At 72.9% G+C, this 14,344-nt stretch carries 14 protein-coding genes; 7 read left to right on the forward strand and 7 right to left on the reverse strand.

The window, feature by feature from the left end; all coding sequences use genetic code 11:
* The first annotated feature begins 2 nt into the window (after positions 1-2).
* The 6 genes from cysD to AB0K60_RS21875 all read left to right on the forward strand — a co-directional run bounded on the left by cysD (position 3) and on the right by AB0K60_RS21875 (position 5,823).
* Positions 3-917 (forward strand): sulfate adenylyltransferase subunit CysD, encoded by a 915-nt coding sequence (gene cysD, locus AB0K60_RS21850; RefSeq protein WP_364057756.1) that lies wholly within the window; start codon positions 3-5, stop codon positions 915-917.
* Positions 917-2,179 (forward strand): sulfate adenylyltransferase subunit CysN, encoded by a 1,263-nt coding sequence (cysN, locus tag AB0K60_RS21855; protein ID WP_364057759.1) that lies wholly within the window; start codon positions 917-919, stop codon positions 2,177-2,179. The genes cysD and cysN overlap by 1 nt, the downstream gene beginning before the upstream one ends.
* Before the next feature lie 114 nt (positions 2,180-2,293).
* On the forward strand, positions 2,294-3,259 hold the full coding sequence (locus AB0K60_RS21860; RefSeq protein WP_364057762.1) for a sulfotransferase: 966 nt from the start codon (positions 2,294-2,296) through the stop codon (positions 3,257-3,259).
* Positions 3,256-4,158, forward strand: coding sequence for a glycosyltransferase family A protein (locus AB0K60_RS21865; protein ID WP_364057765.1), 903 nt, complete (start codon positions 3,256-3,258; stop codon positions 4,156-4,158). Before AB0K60_RS21860 ends, AB0K60_RS21865 begins: the two co-directional genes overlap by 4 nt.
* Positions 4,159-4,229: 71 nt before the next feature.
* Positions 4,230-4,949: a WecB/TagA/CpsF family glycosyltransferase gene (locus AB0K60_RS21870; protein WP_364057768.1), complete on the forward strand. Its 720-nt coding sequence runs from the start codon at positions 4,230-4,232 to the stop codon at positions 4,947-4,949.
* A 46-nt stretch (positions 4,950-4,995) separates the two neighbouring features.
* Positions 4,996-5,823, forward strand: coding sequence for a DUF4253 domain-containing protein (locus AB0K60_RS21875; protein WP_364057771.1), 828 nt, complete (start codon positions 4,996-4,998; stop codon positions 5,821-5,823).
* Positions 5,824-5,838: 15 nt separating this feature from the next.
* Here the strand turns inward: AB0K60_RS21875 and AB0K60_RS21880 are convergent, their stop codons facing one another.
* The 5 genes from AB0K60_RS21880 to AB0K60_RS21900 are packed head-to-tail and all read right to left on the reverse strand — an operon-like array spanning position 5,839 to position 10,760.
* Complete coding sequence (locus AB0K60_RS21880) at positions 5,839-6,828, reverse strand: sulfotransferase (protein WP_364057774.1); 990 nt, start codon at positions 6,826-6,828, stop codon at positions 5,839-5,841.
* Positions 6,816-7,673: a sulfotransferase gene (locus tag AB0K60_RS21885; RefSeq protein ID WP_364058444.1), complete on the reverse strand. Its 858-nt coding sequence runs from the start codon at positions 7,671-7,673 to the stop codon at positions 6,816-6,818. Before AB0K60_RS21885 ends, AB0K60_RS21880 begins: the two co-directional genes overlap by 13 nt.
* Positions 7,673-8,644, reverse strand: a complete 972-nt coding sequence (locus AB0K60_RS21890; protein WP_364057777.1) for a hypothetical protein — start codon at positions 8,642-8,644, stop codon at positions 7,673-7,675. Before AB0K60_RS21890 ends, AB0K60_RS21885 begins: the two co-directional genes overlap by 1 nt.
* Positions 8,641-9,972, reverse strand: coding sequence for a hypothetical protein (locus AB0K60_RS21895; protein ID WP_364057780.1), 1,332 nt, complete (start codon positions 9,970-9,972; stop codon positions 8,641-8,643). The genes AB0K60_RS21890 and AB0K60_RS21895 overlap by 4 nt, the downstream gene beginning before the upstream one ends.
* Positions 9,969-10,760 carry a Wzz/FepE/Etk N-terminal domain-containing protein gene (locus AB0K60_RS21900; RefSeq protein ID WP_364057783.1) on the reverse strand — a complete coding sequence of 264 codons (792 nt, stop codon included), beginning with the start codon at positions 10,758-10,760 and terminating at the stop codon, positions 9,969-9,971. Before AB0K60_RS21900 ends, AB0K60_RS21895 begins: the two co-directional genes overlap by 4 nt.
* Before the next feature lie 212 nt (positions 10,761-10,972).
* Here AB0K60_RS21900 and AB0K60_RS21905 point away from each other — a divergent pair, with 212 nt between their 5' ends.
* A complete protein-coding gene (locus tag AB0K60_RS21905; RefSeq protein ID WP_364057786.1) occupies positions 10,973-12,070 on the forward strand; it encodes a hypothetical protein in 1,098 nt (365 codons plus the stop codon).
* On the opposite strand, the gene AB0K60_RS21910 is transcribed toward AB0K60_RS21905, so the two are convergent.
* Together AB0K60_RS21910 and cysC are read right to left on the reverse strand one after the other, a co-directional pair.
* Positions 12,040-13,032, reverse strand: coding sequence for a sulfite exporter TauE/SafE family protein (locus AB0K60_RS21910; RefSeq protein WP_364057789.1), 993 nt, complete (start codon positions 13,030-13,032; stop codon positions 12,040-12,042). The genes AB0K60_RS21905 and AB0K60_RS21910 overlap by 31 nt on opposite strands.
* Positions 13,032-14,258, reverse strand: coding sequence for an adenylyl-sulfate kinase (cysC, locus tag AB0K60_RS21915; protein ID WP_364057792.1), 1,227 nt, complete (start codon positions 14,256-14,258; stop codon positions 13,032-13,034). Before cysC ends, AB0K60_RS21910 begins: the two co-directional genes overlap by 1 nt.
* Positions 14,259-14,344: the final 86 nt, after the last annotated feature.

Below are 14,344 nucleotides of genomic sequence, written 5' to 3' on the forward strand. Positions count from 1 at the left end.
CGATGCTCCAGTGTGACTACACCACGTCGCAGCTTGACGTCCTCGAGGCCGAGTCGATCCACATCATGCGTGAGGTGGCCGCCGAGTTCGAGCGTCCGTGTCTGCTCTTCTCGGGCGGCAAGGACTCCATCGTCATGCTCCGCATCGCCGAGAAGGCGTTCTGGCCCGCGCCGATCCCGTTCCCGCTGATGCACGTGGACACCGGGCACAACTTCCCGGAGGTCCTGGAGTTCCGGGACCGCCGCGTCGCCGAGCTGGGCGTGCGGCTCGTCATCGCCAGCGTGCAGGAGGCGATCGACGCCGGGCGGGTCGTGGAGGAGACCGGGCGGCGCGCCTCGCGCAACCGGCTGCAGACCGTCCCCCTGCTCGACGCCATCGAGGAGCACGAGTTCGACGCCGTGTTCGGCGGCGCGCGGCGCGACGAGGAGAAGGCGCGGGCCAAGGAGCGGGTGTTCTCCTTCCGCGACGACTTCGGCCAGTGGGACCCGAAGAACCAGCGCCCCGAGCTGTGGAACCTCTACAACTCCCGCATCCGCAAGGGCGAGCACATCCGGGTCTTCCCGCTGTCCAACTGGACCGAGCTCGACATATGGGACTACATCCGCCGCGAGCGCCTGGAGATCCCCTCGATCTACTTCGCGCACACGCGCAAGGTCTTCGAGCGCGACGGCATGCTGCTGGCCGAGTCCGAGTACGTCAACCGCGGCGACGACGAGCCGGTCTTCGAGGCCACCGTGCGCTACCGCACGGTCGGCGACATGAGCTGCACCGGCGCCGTGCAGTCCACGGCCGCCACGCTGGAGGAGGTCATCGCCGAGGTCGCCGCCACCCGCATCACCGAGCGGGGCGCGACCCGCGCCGACGACCGCGTCTCGGAGGCCGCGATGGAGGATCGCAAGAAGGAAGGGTATTTCTGATGGACATCTTGCGGTTCGCCACCGCGGGGTCGGTGGACGACGGCAAGTCCACGCTGATCGGGCGGCTGCTGTACGACTCCAAGGCGATCTTCGAGGACCAGCTGGAGGCGGTCGAGCGCACCTCGCGCGACCGCGGCACCGAGTACACCGACCTGTCGCTGCTCACCGACGGCCTGCGGGCCGAGCGGGAGCAGGGCATCACCATCGACGTCGCCTACCGCTACTTCGCGACGCCGAAGCGGAAGTTCATCATCGCCGACACGCCGGGGCACATCCAGTACACCCGCAACATGGTCACCGGCGCCTCCACGGCCGACCTGGCGATCATCCTGATCGACGCGCGCAAGGGCGTGCTTGAGCAGTCGCGGCGGCACGCGTTCCTCGCCACGCTGCTGCGGGTGCCGCACCTGGTGCTCGCGGTGAACAAGATGGACCTGGTCGACTACTCGCAGGAGCGGTTCGAGCAGATCCGCGAGGAGTTCACCGCGTTCGCCACCAAGCTGAACGTGGCCGACCTGACGTTCATCCCGATCTCGGCGCTGCACGGCGACAACGTGGTCGAGCGCTCGCAGCACATGACCTGGTACAACGGCACCTCGCTGCTGCACCACCTGGAGAACGTGCACATCGCCTCCGACCGCAACCTCGTCGACGTGCGCTTCCCCGTGCAGTACGTCATCCGCCCGCAGCGGGCCACCGACCCCCGGTTCCACGACTACCGCGGGTACGCCGGCCAGGTCGCCGGCGGCGTGCTCAAGCCGGGCGACGAGGTGCTGCACCTGCCGTCCGGGCTCACCACCCGCATCGCCGCCATCGACACCTTCGACGGGCCGGTCGAGGAGGCGTTCGCGCCGATGTCGGTCACCCTCCGGCTGGAGGACGACATCGACATCTCGCGCGGCGACATGATCTGCCGCCCGCACAACCAGCCGCACGTCGCCCAGGAGCTGGAGGCGATGGTCTGCTGGATGTCCGACGCGGTGAAGCTCGCCCCCCGGTCCAAGCTGGTGATCAAGCACACCACGCGCACGGCGCGGGCGCTGGTGCGCGACGTCCAGTACCGGCTGGACGTCAACACCCTGCACCGGGACGAGTCCGTGCACGCGCTCACGCTCAACGAGATCGGGCGCGTGTCGCTGCGGGTCACCCAGCCGCTGTTCGTGGACGACTACGCCCGCAACCGGCTCACCGGCGGGTTCATCCTCATCGACGAGGCCACCAACGGCACCGTCGGGGCCGGGATGATCGTCGACGCCCGCTGACGTCCGGTCGGCCCGCCGGCAAGGCCGGGTAGATCTTTGACCGTTTCTTGAGTTTGCAGTTACCGTCAGCGATAGCTTCGGCACGGTCCGTACGCTAAGTAGGAGACCGTGTCTGTGAGTTTTCGCGTGATCTATGTCGGCGGGCTGGGCCGCAGCGGCACCACCCTGTTGGAACGGCTGCTCGGCGAGCTGCCGGGCGTCGTTCCGCTCGGGGAGGTCGTGCACCTGTGGGCCCGCGGCGTCGGGCGGGACGAGCCCTGCGGCTGCGGGGCGCCGTTCGGGCGCTGCCCGTTCTGGCGAATGGTCGGGGAGCTCGCCTACGGCGGCTGGAGCCCGCCGCTGGCCCGGCGCGTCCTCGCCCTGCGCCGCCGGGTCGATCGCACGCGGCGGATCCCGGCCCTCGCCTGCCGTCGGCCGTACGGGGCGGGCGACTTCGGCGGGGGCGACTTTGGTGATGCTGGCGGGGGCGAGCTGGGCGAGTACGTCGCGACCCACCGCCGCCTCTACCGCGCGGCGGCCGAGATCACCGGTGCCGAGGTGATCGTCGACTCAAGCAAGCACGCCTCCCTCGCCTTCTGCCTGCGGATCTGCGGCCCCGAGGCGCTGAGCGTCGTGCACCTGGTCCGCGACGCCCGCGCCGTGGCGCACTCGTGGCGCCGATGGGTACGTCGGCCCGAGGACGGCACGCCCATGACCCGCTGGCACCCCGCCGCCGCGGCCGTGCACTGGCTCACTCAGAACCTCGCCTTCCACCTGCTCGCCCGCCGGGGCGTCACCGTCGTACGCGTCCGCTACGAGGACCTGGTGTCCGCCCCCCACCCGACGCTGGCCCGCCTCACGCGCCGCCTGCGCCTCCCCGACCCCGACCCGGCCCTCCTCGACAACGGAAAGATCATGCTCACGGTCGGGCACACCGTCTCCGGCAACCCCATGCGGTTCGCCGTCGGCGCGCTGCCGCTCCGCCTCGACGACTCCTGGCGTACCGGCCTCGCCCGCCGCCACCGCTGGCTGGTGACCGCGCTCACCTGGCCCCTCCTGCTGCGGTACGGCTACCGCCTCGCCTGCGAGGCGGCCCAATGAGCGGGCCCTCGGTGGGCGTGGTGATCCCCACCCGCGGGGACCGGCCCGCCCTGCTGCGCGAGGCGCTGGCCGCCGTGCTCGCCCAGCGGCACGACGGCCGCCTGGAGGTGGCGATCGTCGCCGACGGCGGGGACCCGCGAGCGGTCTGCGCCCAGGTGACCGACCTGGCCCGGGGGCACCGGGTGCGCGTGCTCGGCAACCCCGGCGGGCCGCATCTGGCCCGCGCCCGCAACGCGGGCATCGCGGACCTGCGCACCGACCTGGTCGCCTTCTGCGACGACGACGACGTATGGCTGCCGGGCAAGCTCGCCGCGCAACTCGCCGCCCTGCGGGCCGCCCCCGGCGCGGACTTCGCCAGCTGCGCCATCGAGGTGGAGTACGGCGGGCGGGTGGTCCCCCGGCTGGCGGGCACCGACCGGGTGACCCGGGCCGCGCTGCTGCGTTCCCGCATGGTGATGGTGCACTCCTCGACGTTCCTGTTCTCCGGGTACCGGGTGGACGAGAGCGCCCCCGGCGGCCAGAACGAGGACTGGGACCTCGCCCTGCGCGCGGCGGGACGCCACCCGATCGTGCACGTGGACCGGCCGCTGGTGCGGGTGCGCTGGGGGCGCTCGCACTACGCCACGCAGTGGGCGGGCCGCATCGCCGGGCTGGAGTGGATGCTCGCCCGCCACCCCGAGCTCACGGCCGACCGCCGCGGCGCGGCCCGCGTGTACGGGCAGCTCGCCTTCCACCACGCGGCGCTCGGCCACCGCCGGGCCGCCGCCCACTGGGCCCGGCGCGCGTTCGGCCGCAGGTGGGCCGAGCCGCGCGCCCCGATCGCGCTCGCGGTCGCGTCCGGCCTGATCTCGCCGCGGCGGGTGCTCGGCCTGCTGCACGCCCGCGGGCACGGCATCTGATGGCCGCCTGGGTGCGCAAGGTCAGGACCAGGACCAGGAGGGTCAGGGTCGGGCCCATCTCGGTCAACCCGATGAGCGAGGCGGAGGTCGTCGACCACGTCATCGCGGCGCTCAAACGCGGCGAGGGCGGCTGCCTGGTCACCCCCAACATCGACATCTGCCGGGCCGCCGCCCGCGACCCGCAGGCGCGCTCCCTGGTCGAGAACGCCGACCTAGCCGTGGCCGACGGCATGCCGCTGGTGTGGGCGGCCCGGCTGCTCGGCACCCCGCTCCCCGGCCGGATCACCGGGGCCGACCTGATCTGGTCGCTGTCGGAGGCCGCGGCCTTCTACCGCGTCCCGGTGTACCTGCTCGGCGGCCCGCACGGCGCGCCGGAACGGGCCGCGTTCGCCCTCGCCGACCGCTACCCCGGCCTGATCGTCAGCGGCTGGCGGAGCCCGCCGCACGGCTTCGAGGAGCTGCCGGGCGAGCTGGACGCGATCCGCGGGGCGGTGCTGCGGGCCGCGCCCCGGCTCGTCTTCGTCGGGCTCGGCTTCCCCCGCCAGGAGCGGCTCATCGCCGAGCTGCGCGACCAATTGCCGGGGGCGTGGTTCGTCGGCTGCGGGTCGGCGATCGCGTTCGCGGCGGGAGCCGTACGGCGGGCTCCTCGGTGGATGCAGCGGTCCGGGCTGGAGTGGCTGTTCCGGCTGGCGGGCGAGCCCGGACGGCTGGGGCGGCGATATCTCGTGGACGACCTGCCGTACGCGCTGAGGCTGCTGACGGTTTGCTCACTCAAACGGCTGTTCTCGTGACGTATCTCCGTCCGGAAACCTGCCAGGCACTACCATCGCGGATGGAATGGACGAGTGCGATCGCCGGCAGTTGCCGCCAGAGATGCGGCTGCTGTTCGCAGACGACGGCGTCGAGCGGACGCTTCCGGCCGACCTCCCCCCGGGGTCGGTGGTGTGGCCGGATCCGACCTACGCACGCCTGCAATCGCAGTCGCGCCCCGCGTTCTGGTTGAGCGACGAGCCGGTGAGCGGGGAGTTATGGGGGAGGCTGCGGGCGGCCCACCCCGAGACGGGCCTGTGGCCGATGCTGCTGGAGGACTCGGTCCAGCCGTGGTCGGCGGGCCAGGTCGCCCCGGACACCCCGGCCCTGATCGACGTCTTCGACGCGGGCGCGTTCATGTCCGAGGTGTGGTCCGACTGGATCGCCCAGGCCAACCCCGAACAGGTCGAGGACCTGCTCCCTTTCGGCCGTGACTGCCCCGGCCTCGCCGAGCCCGGCGTGCCGATGACCGAGCCGCACGTTGTCGCCGACTGGTACGCCTGCGTCCTGGCGGAACGCCGCCCCCTGCTCGGCCTGGTCGCGGCCGTCCGGGGCGCCGACGCGCTGGTCGTCATGGGCTGGCAGGGCCCCGTGCACCACAACGAGTGGACGGTCCCGATGGCGGCCGTCGTGCGCAGCTGGGAGGAACGCTTCGGCGCCCGCGTGGTCGGCGTGGGCTTCAACACCCTCGAACTGAGCGTCTCCGCCCCGCCGGTCACCCGCGAGCACGCCGTCCACGTCGCCGCCGAACACTGGTCCTTCTGCCCCGACAACATCATCCAGGGGCCCGGCAACCTCGTCGACTACGGCGATCAGATCCTCGGCAAGAACGTCTGGTCCTTCTGGTGGGACTGACTGCGCGGTGGGTCGTCAGGAGGGCGGTCCGGCACTGCGCATGGTCAACCGGGCGACCCGCGCGATCTCGTCCGGCGTCAGCCGATCCCGCCAGGACGACAGGTGCGCCGCCGAGTCCATGGCGCGGAACGCCGTGCGGGACAGGCCCGTCCGGTGAAAGGGCCGGTCGGCGGAGGCGGTCCCGGAGCAGGCACGCCGGATCCGCGCGGCGGCCTTGGCGGACCAGGGCAGACCACACCAGTCGTACAGCTCCCGGTAGCCGCCCAGCGGGTCGCGGGCGAGATCCTCGTAGCGGACGAGGCGGATGCCGTCGTGGGCGGCGGCGAGGTCGGTGACGACCCGGTGGGCGACGGACCACAGCGCGGCCGTGGCGGCGATTGGGTCCGGGTCGGCGTCGCGGAGCCGCAGCACCACCGGATGGTCGCGGACGAGCAGCGGCTGATCCAGGAGCTCGCGGACCTCGACGCTCCAGCCGAGGCGCCGCCAACTGCCGACGAGCGCCACGGGATCGCGGATGAGGACGACCGCGCGGCAGCCCAGGCGCTCGCAGAACCACGCCGTGGAGAAGAGGGCGAAGGGGTCGTCGAGCAGCGCCCGGCGGCGCAGCAGACGGCCGACGGTGAAGGACGTGCCGTACTTGCCCATCCGCGCCAGGTCGTAGGGGGAGCGGTTGCGCCGCAGCTCGGCCAGGAACCGGTAGCGCAGGGCCACCGTGTCGGCGAAGGCGCTCAGCCAGGACTCCTCGTTCTCCCGGCAGATGTACTGGAACCTGTGGGTGACGACGGCGTTCAGGATCCCGGGCGACAGCCCCGGCGGGTGCTGGGGATTGAGCGGCTCGTTCACGTACACGAGCCCGCCGCCCGCGGCCAGCATCTTCCCCGCCCAGCTCGTGCCGCTGCGGGGGAGGCCCGTCACCAGCAAGGGTTTGGGCCCGGCATCGGGCATGGGTTTGGGCACGGGATCGCCCGGCGCGGGGCTCACCCGCGGGCGCCTCACCGACGCCATGACGGGTCACCCCCAAGCCACGGCCGTAGCCGCTCGTCCCACGGCGCGAAATGCTCGCGCAGCGACCGGCGCAACCGCTCCGGCAGCGGCGACGTCCGGGGCCGGGCGTTGTGCCGCCGGAACTCGGGGTCGCCCATGGCGGGCAGGCCGAGGAAGCCGAGCACCCGGTCGTACACCGGCCGGGGGTCGGCGAAGAAGTCGCCGCTGTCGAGGACCAGCACCCGGTCACGGCCGAGCGCCCCGGCCAGGCGTTCGAGCTGCTCGGCGTAGCGCCCGCGGGCGAGATACGCCTGGTGGCGGTGCGCGTGGCTGATCGCGTGCGGCTCCGCGAGCAGCCGTTCGGCCTCCCCGGCGAGGCGCTCCTCCTCAAGCGCCACCGCCCGCTCGAACGACGGCTCGGTCTCGAACCCCCGCGCCAGCTCGTGCGCGTGCGCCGACCAGGCCCGCTCCACCGGGTCCCGCACCAGCGCGATGACCTTCACCTCGGGCAGGTCCCTGGCCATGCGCCCGGCCGCCAGCGGATGGAACAGGTAGTACGGCGACGACTCGAACGCCAGCGGCACGCCCCCGTGGCGGCGGGCCACGAGCCGCGCGGTGGCCTTCAGCGGGAAGTGCGCCCGATACCATTCGGGCCCTTTGTGGTAGGCCACGTCGAAGTAGTGCACCCCCTTGCGCCACACCGCCTTCAGCACCAGCGGATGCCGCGCCAGGGCGCGGTACAGCGACGTCGTGCCGCACCGCTGCGCCCCGACGATCAGGAACGACGGCGACATCCGCGCCGCGACCGTGACCCGGCCGCCGCTCCAGGCGGCGACGTGCGCCGCGCGTTTGACCGCCGTTCGCATCAGCACGGCACCTCCAGCAGCGGAGTGAGCCAGCGGGCGGGCGGGCCGAGCGGCTCGTGGCCGTCGCGGCGGTGCCGGTCGGCGAGCGCGACGAGGTAGCGGGCGGCCGTCTCGCGGGCCCGGTCGGCCGGTACGCCGAAGGGGGCGAGCATGCGTGGGGCGCGGGCGAGGCAGACCTCGGCGGCCCGGGACGCGGGGGCCCGGCGCAGCGTCCGGTGGAAGCAGTGGTGCAGGGCGTCGAAGCCCAGCGGAACACCGGTGCCGAAACGCTCCCAGTCCCACACGAGCAGCCGCCCGCCGGGCCCCGGGGCGATGTTCCACGGCGAGAAGTCGCCGTGCCATGACCATGCGCTCCACTCACCCCCATCACCCCACGCGTTGGCGCGCGAGCCGACCCGGTCGGCCCTGGTCGCCAGGGTGCTGATCTCGTCGATGGCGGCGGCGAGCAGGGCCGGGGCGGGGCCGCGCCGCGGGCGGGGGACCGGCAGGGCGGTCAGGACCAGCACGTCCATGCCGCGCCAGACGCCGTGGTGCAGGACCCTGGGGGGCACGACCACCTCGGTGGGCGTCTCGGCCAGCAGGCGCAGGGTTGCGGCCTCGTGCCGGACCAGGTCGCGTACGCGGGGAGTGTCGGCGATCTTGGCGAAGGCGATGAGGCCGGTCGCGTCGTGGACCTCGAGCACCGGCTTGCGGTTGGCGCGGCGCGCGGGGCGCACGCGCACCACGACCCGGACGTCGCGGTCGAGGGCCCGGCTCAGGTAGCCCTCGATGCTGTCGTCTCCCACCGGCACGGACACCGCGCCGCCCAGCAGGCGGTGGTGCGGCGCGCGGGGGACCAGACGGCGGGGCAGGAGCCGGTGCGGGAGCAGCGCGTATTGGCGCGTGTACTGGTGCCGTGCGCGGGCGGGAGGCGGGAAGAGCGCGGCGAGCACCTGCTCCAGGTAGCGCAGCCGGGCGCGGCGGTCGCTCATGCCCCCCTCCACCCGATCGGGCGCGGGCTGCGATGGCGGGGGCGGTACGGCCCTGAGATGGGCGGGCTGTCCTGGTTGCGCCATAGGAGGGCGAAGGAGATCAGATACATGATGAGGGCGGTCACCAGGCCGTCATAGACGAACATGTAGAACAGCGTGAGGATCATGACCAGGACTCCGGCCTGGCCGATGGGGGTGCGGTCGCTCCAGTGGCGGCGGATGGCGCCGACGAAGAAGGCGACGTACAGCGCGGCCCCGGCGAAGCCCTGGGTGATCAGCAGCAGCCAGAGCTGGCCGTCGCTGCCGAGCGGCGGGTGGGCGCACTCGCGGCACCACTGGGTCTTGCCGGTGGTGATCGTGCGGTGGTTGCCGTACGCGTTGCGGGTGTTGCCGTAGCCGATGAGGGGGGAGTGCGCGGCGGCGGCCACGGTCGCGGTGGCGGTGAAGACGCGGATGCCGTTGCTGTGCGGGCTCTCCAGCCGCTGGGCCACGACCGTGCCGAGCGGGGAGAGGACCAGCAGCGCCGCGACGGCGGCGGCGCCGAGCAGCGGCACGCACCGGCGGCCCGAGCGCAGCGCCATGTAGAGCGCGGACACGCCCAGCGCCAGCCACAGGGCCCGGTTGAGCGAGTGCACGATCGGCACCGCCGCGAGCGCGATCAGCGCCGCCGCCGCCACGCGCCGGGCCGCGCCGCCGTACACCCACCAGCCGACGGCGAACCAGATCATCAGGATGGAGATGTTGCCGCCCCACGCGTTGGCCCACTCGAACGGCGCCTCGGGGCGGGGCGCGGCGTGGCCGAGCACGTGCTGGGTCTGGGCGGCGGTGGGGTGGATGAGGTTGTGCACGAACGGGTGCTCGCTCAGCCAGCCCGGCAGCAGCAGTTCCACGGGCGAGGTGAAGGAGAGGCCGGGGGCCGCGATGCCGAGCAGCCCGCCCGCCACGGTGGCGATGAACAGCACGCCGAGCATCCGCACCAACGCCAGCTGCGGCAGCTCCCGGTGGGTGAGGTTGCCCAGGTAGAGCACGGTGATCAGCGTCGCCAGGTAGAGGGCGAGCCGTACCAGGTAGCCCAGGACGCGGCCGGCGGCCAGTTCCCCGTACGTGCCGGGGGGCGTGGCGCCGAGCATGCAGCCGGAGATGAGGTATCCGGCGATGAGCAGCAGCCACAGGCCGAACCCGCGCGGCGCGCGGATCGGCCTGCGCCGCCACAGGATCACGGCCATCGGCACGGCGAGCACGATGACGCTCAGCCCGCCCAACCCCAGGGCCCACCAGACGGGGTAGCCGACGAGCAGCGCCGCGATCGGCCAGGTGGCCGGAGTCACCACGCGTGCGTCGCGCGGGACCTGCCCTCGCGCAGTACGGCGGTGGCGCTCGCGGCGAGCAGGCCGAGGAACAGGCCGCTGCCGACGAACAGCGGCAGCCCCGGCCCGCTGGGCGCCTCGGGCGGCCGGGCGGGGCTGATCACGACGCCGGGGGTGATGGCCGTGGTCTTCAGCGCGTCGGCCCTGGCGGTGAGGGCGGCGACCTGCCGGTCGAGGATGCCGTGCCGCTGGGTGGCGTCCAGGTGCTCGGCCGAGCCCTTGGTGAGGGTGGGCAGGGAGGAGGTGACCACGTCCAGGTCCTTGTCCGCGTCCCGGAGCGCGGCGGCGAGCAGGCGCTGCTGGGCGGCGAGGGCCTGCGCGGCGGTCGCCTCGCGGTTGGCGAGGTAGGCGGTGGCGAACGCCTGCGCGCCCGCCGCGGCGGCGGTCGGGGTCGCGTCCGTGAAGGAAATGGACAGGATCGCCGAATTCGGCGGCACGGTTATCGTGACATGTCGGCGTATCTCCTCGATGTCGCGAGTGCCCAATTTCTCCGCCGCCCTGCCGGTCACGACGGCCGATTGCGCTATTTGCGCTTCGGTGTCGAGATTCAGGCTCTCGCGCTGCCGGGGGCCGAGCTGATTGGGCTGGTCCTGGACTCCGGTCGCGGTCACGAGCACTTGGGCGGTCGCGGTGTATTTGTCCGGCATGACCGCGTAAACCGCCGCCCCGCCGAGCGCCCCGGCGAGCATGAGGACGCCGGTGACCAGTCGGTGCCCGCGGAACAGCAGAATGAACGGCGACCCGCGCATTCTCGCCACCCTCTCCGGTGAGGTGAATCGGAAAAGACTAACAGGTTACTTTACTCGATTGAATACCGGTGGGCGAATTGGCGGGTGAAATATCCGATTCATCGGAAAGGGTCAATTTGCTGCGGCACTGGAAATCGTGCCGCGTTGGTAAAGTCGGCCGCGTCGGGCCGGAGGAAATGAAATGCTGATCCGGGCATCCATGGAGGGGCGCGATGAGACGAATGTGCGCGGTGCGCGGGTCCGTTCCGGCCGGTCGGCCGGCCGTGGCGCTGGCGGCCGTGGCGTGCCTGCTGGCGAGCGCCTGCGCGGCCGTGCCGCCGCCGGCGGCCGGGGCCGGCGCGGGGGCCGCCACGGGGGTCGGCGCGGGGGCCGCCGACATGCTCCGGCCCAAGGGCTGCATGGTGACCGAGAAGCTCATCCCGAGCTGCGGCGCCTGGTGGGGCATCGCGCCGGAGGTGTTCACCGGCCGGAGCCCGGCGGCGGCGCTGGAGCGGGCCGAGCGGCGCATGGGCCGCAAGGCCGCGATCCTGCACGTCTACCACCGGGGCGAGCAACTGTTCCCGACCCGGGAGGAGCGCGAGCTGGCCCGCACCCGGCTGCTGCTGATCAACTGGAAGCCGAGCCTGACCTGGAGCTGGGCCGACATCGCGGCCGGCCGCCTCGACCGGCGCATCGACCGCCTCGCCGCCCACATCAAGCGGGTCTTCCGCGACCGCTTCTTCCTCACCATCCACCACGAGCCCGAGAACGACGTGCGCGACCGCCCCGGCTCCGGCCGTACGGCCCGCGACTACGCCGCCATGTACCGCCACGTGGTGACCCGGCTGCGAGAGCGCGGCGTGACCAACGCGGTGACCGTCATGACCTACATGGGCGCGCCCAACTGGGCCGCCAAGCCCTGGTTCGGCGAGCTCTACCCCGGCGACGACGTGGTCGACTGGGTGGCCATCGACCCCTACGCCGACGCCCGCGTGCGCGACTTCGCGAGCCTGGTCAACAAGACCCGGCCCGACCATCCCGACTGGCCCGGCTTCTACAAGTGGATGCAGGCCCGCTTCCCCGGCAAGCCGATCATGGTGGCCGAGTGGGGCGTCTTCGAGCGCCGCCGCGACCCCCACCGCAAGGCGTCCCTGTTCGCCTCCGCCGCCCGCCAGATCCACGACTTCCCGCAGATCAAGGCCCTGATCTACTTCGACTCGCCGCACGCGCCCCGGGGCGACACCCGCTTCGACACCACCCCCGGCGCCCGCCGCGCCTTCGTCGAGCTGGCCCGCAGTTCCTACTTCACCTCGACGCCGCTGCCCACGTAGCTCCGGGCCGCCCGGACGCGGGCGACGTACCAGGACAGGGCGGCGGCGAGCAGGGCGGCCGCGAGGATCCAGACGGTGGCGGTGGTGCCGACGCCCAGCAGCTTCAGCGCGGAGGCGAGCAGGACGATCGCCAGCAGGGCGCGGATGACGCCGCCCGGGGCGCGGGCCGAGACGCGCGCGCCGAGGTAGACGCCGGGCAGGGAGCCGAGCAGCAGGGACGCGGTGAGGTCGAGGCGGAAGTCGCCGAACAGCAGGTGGCCGAGGGCGGCGGACATCACCAGCGGCACGGCCTGGACGAGGTCGGTGCCGACGAGCTGGTTGGCGCGCAGGGCCGGGTAGAGGACGAGCAGCGCCACGATGATGAGCGAGCCCGAGCCCACCGAGGAGACGCCGACGACGAGGCCGCCAATCATACCGACCAGTAGAGTAGGAATTTGGCGCACGACGACCTCGGGAGCGAAATTGATTTCCCCGGCCGTGCCTCCTTCCACGCCCCCGTTCGCATCCGTGCCCGTTCGAGAGCCCGTGTGAGCCGCGTCGCGCCGGGCGGCGAGCCACGACTTGGCGACCAGCCCCACCACGGCGAGCAGCAGCGCCACGCCGAGGGCGTACTTCACCACCTGCTGCACGTTCTCGCCGTCGCCGAGCACCCGGGCGAGCAGCACCCCGCAGAACGCCGCGGGCACCGAGCCGGCGCACAGCCAGCCGACCAGCCGGAGGTTCACCGTGCCGCGCCGCAGGTGCACCAGGCCGCCGACCGGTTTCATCACCGCCGAGGCGACCAGGTCGCTGGACACCGCGGCCAGCGGCGGCACGTTGAACAACAGCAGCATCATCGGGGTCATCAGCGCCCCGCCGCCCATGCCGGTCAGCCCGACCACCACGGCGACCAGGAACGATCCCGCGACGAGGGCGGGGTCGATCTCCAGCGATCCCCAGGCCGCCGGCCAGTCTGCAACCATCAACGAATCCAGCCTCCGGCAGTGAGCGCGTTCATGACCGACGCGACGGCCGCGTCCACGGGCATGCCCGTGGTGTCGATGACGAGGTCGGCGTCGTCCGGCTCCTCATAAGGGTCCGAGATACCCGTGAATTCCGGGATAAGTCCGGCACGAGCCTTGGCGTACAGACCTTTGCGGTCCCGCCGCTCGCACTCCTCAAGCGGCGTGGCCACGTGCACCAGCAGGAAGTCCGCGCCGACCTCCTCGACCATCGCCCGCACCTCGGCCCGGGTCGCCGCGTACGGCGCGATCGGCGCGCAGATCGCGAGCCCGCCGTGCCGGGCCACCTCCGCCGCCACGAACCCGATGCGCCGGATGTTGAGGTCCCGGTCCTCCCGCGAGAACGTCAGCCCCTTCGACAGCAGCCGCCGCACCACGTCCCCGTCCAGATAGGTGACGGTACGGCTCCCGCGCTCCAGCAGCGCGTCCCGCACCCCCCGGGCGATCGTGGACTTCCCCGACCCGGACAGCCCCGTGAAGAAGACCACGAGCCCGCGTTTGTGCGGCGGCCCGGGGATGACCACCGGATCCGGCCCCGCCAGGTGCTCGGTGGCCCCGTACGCGGCGGCCACGTGCTCGCGCAGCTCCAGGTCGATGGCGGGCTCGCGGGGCGCGAGCGGCACCGCGACCACGTTCGCCCCCGGCAGCCGGTCGCGCGCCTTGAGCGCCGCCCGCACGACCGCCGGGCCGCCCTCGCCGAAGACCAGCGGCATCAGCAGCACCGTGGCCTCCAGCTCCTCCGCCGTGGCCGCGACGTCCTCGATCGCGGTGGAATCGAGCGGCCCGCGCATCGTCACCGCGAGCACCGCCCCCTCCGGCAGGTCCTTGCGCACCTCGCCGGGGGAGCGCCGCAGCCGGGCGAACGGCCCGTGCTCCGGCTCGCCGAGCCCCTCGACCGGCCCGGCCACCTCGCCGCTGTCGGCCTGCTCGGTGACCGTCAGCACCGCCGTCGCCGCGCCCTCCGGGTCGCGCAGGGCGACCCTGTCGCCCGGCGACACCGGGAACGGCAGCCGCAGGGTGACGGGGGCGGGCCAGGGCGTGCCGTCCGCGAGCCGCCCCCGCGCGGTCACCTCGGCCACGTCGGCGGCGCCGAGGAACCCGGTCAGCGGGTGGAACGCGCCGGAGAGCAGCAGCTCCAGGTCGGCCAGCTCGCGGGCATCGGGCGTCCACTCGAGTTCGGTCGGCATTCATCTATTCCGATCGACTAGATGGGGATTAAGTAACTCTAGCGAATGGCGGAAAGCGTAACCAGCCTGACCCCAGGCATAGGGGG

This window comes from Thermopolyspora sp. NPDC052614 (assembly GCF_040678635.1).
Classification (GTDB): Bacteria; Actinomycetota; Actinomycetes; order Streptosporangiales; family Streptosporangiaceae; genus Thermopolyspora.

Coding starts and splice junctions, on each gene's coding strand:
- AB0K60_RS21900 (WP_364057783.1), bottom strand. CDS start 10,760: ATGCGCGGGTCGCCGTTCATTCTGCTGTTCCGCGGGCACCGACTGGTC.
- AB0K60_RS21905 (WP_364057786.1), top strand. CDS start 10,973: ATGAGACGAATGTGCGCGGTGCGCGGGTCCGTTCCGGCCGGTCGGCCG.
- AB0K60_RS21910 (WP_364057789.1), bottom strand. CDS start 13,032: ATGGTTGCAGACTGGCCGGCGGCCTGGGGATCGCTGGAGATCGACCCC.
- AB0K60_RS21885 (WP_364058444.1), bottom strand. CDS start 7,673: ATGCGAACGGCGGTCAAACGCGCGGCGCACGTCGCCGCCTGGAGCGGC.
- cysN (WP_364057759.1), top strand. CDS start 917: ATGGACATCTTGCGGTTCGCCACCGCGGGGTCGGTGGACGACGGCAAG.
- AB0K60_RS21870 (WP_364057768.1), top strand. CDS start 4,230: ATGAGCGAGGCGGAGGTCGTCGACCACGTCATCGCGGCGCTCAAACGC.
- AB0K60_RS21865 (WP_364057765.1), top strand. CDS start 3,256: ATGAGCGGGCCCTCGGTGGGCGTGGTGATCCCCACCCGCGGGGACCGG.
- cysD (WP_364057756.1), top strand. CDS start 3: ATGCTCCAGTGTGACTACACCACGTCGCAGCTTGACGTCCTCGAGGCC.
- AB0K60_RS21880 (WP_364057774.1), bottom strand. CDS start 6,828: ATGGCGTCGGTGAGGCGCCCGCGGGTGAGCCCCGCGCCGGGCGATCCC.
- AB0K60_RS21875 (WP_364057771.1), top strand. CDS start 4,996: ATGGACGAGTGCGATCGCCGGCAGTTGCCGCCAGAGATGCGGCTGCTG.
- AB0K60_RS21890 (WP_364057777.1), bottom strand. CDS start 8,644: ATGAGCGACCGCCGCGCCCGGCTGCGCTACCTGGAGCAGGTGCTCGCC.
- cysC (WP_364057792.1), bottom strand. CDS start 14,258: ATGCCGACCGAACTCGAGTGGACGCCCGATGCCCGCGAGCTGGCCGAC.